The sequence below is a fragment of the Pseudolysinimonas sp. genome (assembly GCF_031389465.1).
Classification (GTDB): domain Bacteria; phylum Actinomycetota; class Actinomycetes; order Actinomycetales; family Microbacteriaceae; genus Pseudolysinimonas_A.
This window is the reverse complement of the sequence record NZ_JANMSQ010000090.1, coordinates 1-5889: the sequence shown is the minus strand read 5'-3', so window position 1 is coordinate 5889 and position 5889 is coordinate 1. Positions and strand designations below refer to the sequence as shown.

13 protein-coding genes are annotated in these 5889 nt (G+C 66.3%); all 13 read right to left on the bottom strand.

The window, feature by feature from the left end; translation table 11 throughout:
• On the bottom strand, positions 1-127 hold a 127-nt coding region (gene rpmD, locus RMO30_RS03550; RefSeq protein ID WP_309709591.1), incomplete at its 3' end, for a 50S ribosomal protein L30.
• A complete protein-coding gene (gene rpsE, locus RMO30_RS03545) occupies positions 127-852 on the bottom strand; it encodes a 30S ribosomal protein S5 (protein ID WP_309709589.1) in 726 nt (241 codons plus the stop codon). The genes rpmD and rpsE, both read right to left, overlap by 1 nt.
• A gap of 56 nt (positions 853-908) precedes the next feature.
• On the bottom strand, positions 909-1268 hold the full coding sequence (gene rplR, locus RMO30_RS03540; protein ID WP_309709587.1) for a 50S ribosomal protein L18: 360 nt from the start codon (positions 1266-1268) through the stop codon (positions 909-911).
• The gene (gene rplF, locus RMO30_RS03535) at positions 1268-1804 is read right to left on the bottom strand and encodes a 50S ribosomal protein L6 (protein ID WP_309709584.1); all 537 of its coding nucleotides are present in this window, start codon (positions 1802-1804) and stop codon (positions 1268-1270) included. The genes rplR and rplF overlap by 1 nt, the downstream gene beginning before the upstream one ends.
• 6 nt (positions 1805-1810) lie before the next feature.
• Positions 1811-2209, bottom strand: a complete 399-nt coding sequence (gene rpsH, locus RMO30_RS03530) for a 30S ribosomal protein S8 (RefSeq protein ID WP_309709582.1) — start codon at positions 2207-2209, stop codon at positions 1811-1813.
• Between the two features lie 76 nt (positions 2210-2285).
• Complete coding sequence (gene rplE, locus RMO30_RS03525; RefSeq protein WP_309709580.1) at positions 2286-2894, bottom strand: 50S ribosomal protein L5; 609 nt, start codon at positions 2892-2894, stop codon at positions 2286-2288.
• Complete coding sequence (rplX, locus tag RMO30_RS03520) at positions 2894-3253, bottom strand: 50S ribosomal protein L24 (RefSeq protein WP_309709578.1); 360 nt, start codon at positions 3251-3253, stop codon at positions 2894-2896. Before rplX ends, rplE begins: the two co-directional genes overlap by 1 nt.
• Before the next feature lie 3 nt (positions 3254-3256).
• Positions 3257-3625, bottom strand: a complete 369-nt coding sequence (rplN, locus tag RMO30_RS03515; RefSeq protein ID WP_309709575.1) for a 50S ribosomal protein L14 — start codon at positions 3623-3625, stop codon at positions 3257-3259.
• Between the two features lie 3 nt (positions 3626-3628).
• Positions 3629-4006 carry a 30S ribosomal protein S17 gene (gene rpsQ / locus RMO30_RS03510; protein ID WP_309709571.1) on the bottom strand — a complete coding sequence of 126 codons (378 nt, stop codon included), beginning with the start codon at positions 4004-4006 and terminating at the stop codon, positions 3629-3631.
• Positions 4006-4398, bottom strand: a complete 393-nt coding sequence (rpmC, locus tag RMO30_RS03505) for a 50S ribosomal protein L29 (RefSeq protein WP_309709569.1) — start codon at positions 4396-4398, stop codon at positions 4006-4008. The genes rpsQ and rpmC overlap by 1 nt, the downstream gene beginning before the upstream one ends.
• Positions 4398-4817 (bottom strand): 50S ribosomal protein L16, encoded by a 420-nt coding sequence (rplP, locus tag RMO30_RS03500; RefSeq protein WP_309709567.1) that lies wholly within the window; start codon positions 4815-4817, stop codon positions 4398-4400. The genes rpmC and rplP overlap by 1 nt, the downstream gene beginning before the upstream one ends.
• Positions 4818-4819: 2 nt before the next feature.
• Positions 4820-5578, bottom strand: a complete 759-nt coding sequence (rpsC, locus tag RMO30_RS03495) for a 30S ribosomal protein S3 (RefSeq protein ID WP_309709565.1) — start codon at positions 5576-5578, stop codon at positions 4820-4822.
• Positions 5578-5889: 50S ribosomal protein L22 (rplV, locus tag RMO30_RS03490; protein ID WP_309709563.1), on the bottom strand; the 312-nt coding region annotated here is incomplete at its 5' end. The genes rpsC and rplV, both read right to left, overlap by 1 nt.

The following is a 5889-nucleotide window of genomic DNA, read 5'->3' as shown; positions in this document are numbered from 1 at the left end:
GTTTGTCGTCCGGGCGCACGACGACGTCGCCGATGCGCTTCAGTCCGAGGCTGCGCAGCGTGTCACGCTGGTTCTGCTTCTCGGAGATCTTGGACTTGATCTGGGTCACCTTGAGTCGGGCGGCCATCAGGCACCTGCCTTCGCGTTGGCGAGGTCGTCGGCCTCGGCGCGCACCAGGCGGGCCGGGGCGACATCCTCGAAGGGCAGCCCACGACGGGCGGCAACGGCGCGGGGCTCTTCGAGCTGCTTCAGCGCCGCAACAGTCGCGTGCACGATGTTGATCGTGTTCGACGAGCCGAGCGACTTGCTCAGAACGTCGTGGATGCCGGCGCACTCGAGCACGGCGCGAACCGGGCCACCGGCGATGACACCGGTACCGGCGGCAGCTGGACGGAGGAGCACGACACCGGCAGCGGCTTCGCCCTGCACGGGGTGCGGGATCGTCTTGCCCGAGCGCGGGACGCGGAAGAAGTTCTTCTTCGCCTCCTCGACGCCCTTCGAGATCGCAAGCGGCACTTCGCGCGCCTTGCCGTAGCCGACGCCGACCATGCCGTTGCCGTCACCGACGACGACGAGCGCGGTGAAGCTGAAGCGACGACCGCCCTTGACGACCTTCGAGACGCGGTTGATCGTCACGACGCGCTCGAGGAACTGGCTGTCGCCACGATCCCGGGAGTTGCGGTCGTTGCGGGGCTGACGCTCGCGCGACCCACGGCGGGCCTCGCGCTCGTTGGTGCTGGGCGCGGTTCCGGCAGCGGTCTCGACGACCTGACCTTCCGGAACCTCCTCGACGGCCGGAGCCGCGGCGACCTCAGTGGTCTCGACCTCGGGAGCCTCGACCTCTGCGGTCACGACCTCGGGGGTCTCGACCTCGGTCTCGGTCGCATCCTGGTTGTTGGTTGCGTCGCTCACAGGTTCAGCCCTCCTTCACGGGCACCCTCGGCGATCGCGGCGACACGACCGGCGAAGCGGTTTCCGCCGCGGTCGAACACGACGGCGTCCACCCCGGCCTTCTTGGCGCGCTCGGCGAGCAACTCGCCGACCTTCTTGGCCTTCGCGGTCTTGTCACCACTGAAGGAACGCAGGTCTGCTTCGAGAGTCGACGCAAAGGCCAGCGTGTGGCCGGTGCTGTCATCGACGAGCTGTACGAAGACGTGGCGGGCCGAACGGTTCACGACGAGACGCGGACGGTCGGGTGAGCCGACAATGCGCTTGCGCAGTCGGGTGTGCCGACGCGTACGCTGCGCGGACTTGCTGACGGTAGCCATTACTTCCCACTCTTTCCGGCCTTGCGGCGAACGACCTCGCCGGCGTAACGAACGCCCTTGCCCTTGTAGGGCTCGGGCTTACGCAGCTTGCGGATGTTCGCGGCGACCTCGCCAACGGCCTGCTTGTCGATGCCGCGGACGGTCAACTTGTTGTTGCCCTCGACCTCGAACGAGATGCCGGCGGGCGGGTCGACGGTGATCGAGTGCGAGTAGCCGAGGGCGAACTCGATCGAGCTGCCCTTCGCCTGCACCCGGTAACCGGTTCCGACGACCTCGAGGCCCTTGGTGTAGCCCTCGGTGACGCCGATGATCTGGTTGGAGATGAGCGTGCGCGTCAGTCCGTGTAGCGAGCGCGAGTTGCGCTCGTCGTCGGGACGGGTCACGACGACCTGGCCGTCCTCAAGGGCGACCTCGATCGGTGCGGCAACGTTCAGGCTCAGCTCGCCCTTGGGGCCCTTGACCTGAACGGCACGGCCGTCGATGGTCACGGTGACTCCCGCGGGGACAGCGATGGGAAGGCGTCCGATTCGCGACATCTCAGATCACCACACGTAGGCGAGGACTTCCCCACCTACGCCCTTCTTGGTCGCCTCGCGGTCGGTCAGGAGCCCCGAGGAGGTAGACAGGATGGCGACGCCGAGCCCGCCGAGAACGTGCGGGATCTCGGTCGACTTCGCGTAGACGCGCAGACCCGGCTTCGAGACGCGCTTGATGCCCGCGATCGAGCGCTCGCGGTTCGGCCCGTACTTCAGGTCGATCGTGAGCGTCGAGCCGACGCGTGCGTCTTCGATCTTCCAGCCGGCGATGTAGCCCTCCTTCTGGAGGATCTCGGCGATGTGGGTCTTGAGTTTGCTGCTCGGCAGCGAGACCTCGTCGTGGTACGCGCGGTTGGCGTTGCGCAGACGGGTCAGCATGTCGGCCACAGGGTCCGTCATGGTCATGGTGAATCGGTTTCCTTATCTCAATTGGTTTCGAGCCCGGGTACACCCGGACTCGACCTTCTTTGATCGTCGGCCGTTAGGCCTGGGCGTCGGCGGCCTTGAACGGGAAGCCGAGCTGGCGCAACAGGGCGCGTCCCTCGTCGTCGTTCTTGGCCGTCGTCACCACGGTGATGTCGAATCCGCGGACGCGGTCGATGTTGTCCTGGTTGATCTCGTGGAAGATGCTCTGCTCCGCCACGCCGAAGGTGTAGTTGCCTTGCCCATCGAACTGCTTGTCCGAGAGGCCGCGGAAGTCGCGGATACGCGGCAGGGCGAGCGTGACCAGGCGGTCGACGAACTCCCACGCGCGGTCGCCCCGGAGGGTGACGTGCGCGCCGATCGGCATGCCTTCACGCAGCTTGAACTGCGCGATCGACTTGCGGGCCTTCGTGACCTGCGGCTTCTGACCGGTGATCAGGGTGAGGTCCTTGATCGCGCCGTCGATGACCTTCGAGTCACGAGCCGCCTCACCGACACCGGTGTTGACGACGACCTTGACCAGTCGCGGCACCTGGTGCGGGTTGGTGAACCCGAACTCCTCGGTGAGCGCCGCCGTGATCTCGGCACGGTAGCGCTGCTTCAGGCGCGGCTGACTGCGCTGTTCAGAAGACACAGCGACAGCCTTCGCAGCAGTTGCGGTAGCCATTAGAGCTTCTCTCCGGACTTCTTCGCGTAGCGGACGCGAACCTTCTTCTTGACGCCGTTCTTCTCGACGACCTCTTCGCGGAAGCCCACGCGGGTGGGCTTCTTCGACTTGGGGTCGACAACAGCGACGTTCGAAATGTGGATCGGGGCCTCGTGGGTCTCGATGCCACCGGTCTTGGTGCCGCGCTGGGTCTGGCCGACCTTGACGTGCTTCGTGACGAAGTTCACGCCCTCGACGATGACCTTGTCGCGCTCGACGAGCACCTCGATGACCTTGCCCTGCTTGCCGCGGTCTCCGCCGCGGGCCTGGCTCGGCCCGGTGATGACCTGCACGAGGTCACCCTTTTTGATGTTCGCCATGGGTTACAGCACCTCCGGCGCCAGCGAGATGATCTTCATGAACTTCTTGTCGCGCAGCTCGCGGCCCACCGGGCCGAAGATGCGGGTGCCACGGGGGTCGCCGTCGTTCTTGAGGATGACGGCGGCATTCTCGTCGAACTTGATGTACGAGCCGGCGGCACGACGGGTCTGCTTGATCGTGCGAACGATGACCGCCTTGACGACGTCACCCTTCTTCACGTTGCCGCCCGGGATCGCGTCCTTGACGGTCGCGACGACCTGGTCGCCGAGTCCGGCGTACCGGCGGCCGGAGCCTCCGAGCACGCGGATGACGAGCAGCTCCTTGGCGCCGGTGTTGTCCGCGACCTTGACGCGGGATTCTTGCTGAAGCATGGGTTACTTCGCCTTCTCTGCGATCTCGACGAGACGCCAGCGCTTCGATGCCGACAGCGGGCGGGTCTCGACGATGACGACCAGGTCGCCGATGCCGGCGGTGTTCTGCTCGTCGTGGGCCTTGACCTTGGAGGTGCGACGGATGACCTTGCCGTAGAGGGGGTGCTTTACGCGGTCCTCGACCTCGACGACGATCGTCTTGTCCATCTTGTCGCTCGTGACGTAGCCACGACGCAGCTTGCGATAGCCACGGGCGTTCTCGTCGCGCACGTCGTGCGCGGCGGACTCATGGCCTGAAAGGCCAGCAGCAGATGCAGTACCCGCGGCCGTTGCCTTCTTCGCGGGCGCCTTCTTGGGCGCCGCGGCCTTGACCTCAGCCATTACTTGCTCTCCTCAGTGGTCTCGGGCTCCACGACATCCGTCGTTTCGTCCGACGTGATTTCGTCAGGCTCAATCCGGCGCTTAGCGGCCGTCTTCACTTCGACAGGCTCAGTACGGCGCTTGGCGGCGGTGCTCTTCGCGCCCTTGGCAGGCACCTCGAGCGGGGCGGGCGTGGCACGGATGCCGAGCTCGCGCTCGCGGATGACGGTGTAGATCCGGGCGATGTCGCGCTTCACGGCGCGCAGGCGGCCGTGGCTCTCGAGCTGACCGGTGGCCGACTGGAAGCGCAGGTTGAACAGCTCCTCTTTGGCCTTCTTCAGCTCGTCGATCAGCCGATCGTTCTCGAACGTGTCGAGCTCGGTCGGGGCGAGCTCCTTAGATCCGACGGACATCAGGCGTCCCCCTCCTCGCGCTTGATGATGCGGGCCTTCAACGGCAGCTTGTGGATCGCTCGGGTGAGCGCCTCCCGAGCAAGTTCCTCGGGGACGCCGGCAACCTCGAAGAGCACGCGGCCCGGCTTGATGTTGGCGATCCACCACTCCGGCGAACCCTTACCGGAACCCATGCGGGTTTCGGCAGGCTTCTTCGTCAGCGGGCGGTCGGGGTAGACGTTGATCCACACCTTTCCACCACGCTTGATGTGCCGGGTCATGGCGATACGCGCGGACTCGATCTGGCGGTTGGTCACGTACGCCGGCGTGATGGCCTGGATGCCGAACTCGCCGAAGCTGACCTTGGTGCCACCGGTCGCAGCGCCCGAACGTCCGGGGTGGTGCTGCTTGCGGTGCTTGACCTTGCGGGGAATGAGCATGGTTACGCCTCAGCTCCTGCGGTAGCGGGGGCGTCGGAACGCGGACCACGGCCACGGGGGCCGCTGTCGCGACGCTCCGGACGGGTCGACTTCTGCGACGCCTGCTCGCGAGCGAGCTCCTTGTTGGTGATGTCGCCCTTGTAGATCCACACCTTCACGCCGATGCGACCGAACGTCGTACGGGCCTCGTAGAAGCCGTAGTCGATGTTCGCGCGGAGCGTGTGCAGGGGCACGCGGCCCTCGCGGTAGAACTCGGAGCGGGACATCTCCGCGCCGCCGAGGCGACCGGAGACCTGGATGCGGACGCCCTTGGCGCCGGCGCGCTGCGCGCCCTGCAGGCCCTTGCGCATGGCGCGACGGAACGCGACACGGGCGGAGAGCTGCTCGGCGATGCCCTGCGCGACGAGCTGGGCCTCGGCCTCGGGGTTCTTCACCTCGAGGATGTTGAGCTGGATCTGCTTCTTGGTGAGCTTCTCGAGATCCGAGCGGATGCGCTCGGCCTCGGCGCCACGGCGGCCGATGACGATACCCGGGCGCGCCGTGTGGATGTCCACGCGGACCCGGTCCCGGGTGCGCTCGATCTCGATCTTCGCCACACCGGCGCGGTCGAGGCTCGTCTTCAGCAGCTGACGGATCTTGACGTCTTCCGTCACGTAGTCGGAGTAACGCTGACCCGGCTTGGTCGAGTCGGTGAACCACCGCGACACGTGGTCGGTGGTGATGCCCAGGCGGAAGCCGTAGGGGTTGACCTTCTGGCCCATTACTTGGCCTCCTTCTTTGCCGCGACGCTCTGCTTTTTGGTCGCCGTACCGGCGATCTCGTCGGGGGTCGCCACCTCCACGGTGATGTGGCTGGTGCGCTTCAGGATCTTGAACGCGCGACCCTGAGCCCGCGGTCGGAAACGCTTGAGCGTGGTGCCCTCGTCGACGTAGGCGCGCACGATCACGAGGTCCTGCTCGTCGAGGAACGAGTTCGAGGCGTCGGCCTTGACCCGGGCGTTCGCCATCGCCGAGGCGACCAGCTTGTACACCGGCTCGCTGGCGCTCTGCGGCGCGAACTTCAGGATGGCGAG

Coding starts and splice junctions, on each gene's coding strand:
- rplX (WP_309709578.1), bottom strand. CDS start 3,253: ATGGCGAACATCAAAAAGGGTGACCTCGTGCAGGTCATCACCGGGCCG.
- rplE (WP_309709580.1), bottom strand. CDS start 2,894: ATGGCTACCGCAACTGCTGCGAAGGCTGTCGCTGTGTCTTCTGAACAG.
- rpsH (WP_309709582.1), bottom strand. CDS start 2,209: ATGACCATGACGGACCCTGTGGCCGACATGCTGACCCGTCTGCGCAAC.
- rpsQ (WP_309709571.1), bottom strand. CDS start 4,006: ATGGCTGAGGTCAAGGCCGCGGCGCCCAAGAAGGCGCCCGCGAAGAAG.
- rplR (WP_309709587.1), bottom strand. CDS start 1,268: ATGGCTACCGTCAGCAAGTCCGCGCAGCGTACGCGTCGGCACACCCGA.
- rplF (WP_309709584.1), bottom strand. CDS start 1,804: ATGTCGCGAATCGGACGCCTTCCCATCGCTGTCCCCGCGGGAGTCACC.
- rplP (WP_309709567.1), bottom strand. CDS start 4,817: ATGCTCATTCCCCGCAAGGTCAAGCACCGCAAGCAGCACCACCCCGGA.
- rplN (WP_309709575.1), bottom strand. CDS start 3,625: ATGCTTCAGCAAGAATCCCGCGTCAAGGTCGCGGACAACACCGGCGCC.
- rpsC (WP_309709565.1), bottom strand. CDS start 5,578: ATGGGCCAGAAGGTCAACCCCTACGGCTTCCGCCTGGGCATCACCACC.
- rpmC (WP_309709569.1), bottom strand. CDS start 4,398: ATGTCCGTCGGATCTAAGGAGCTCGCCCCGACCGAGCTCGACACGTTC.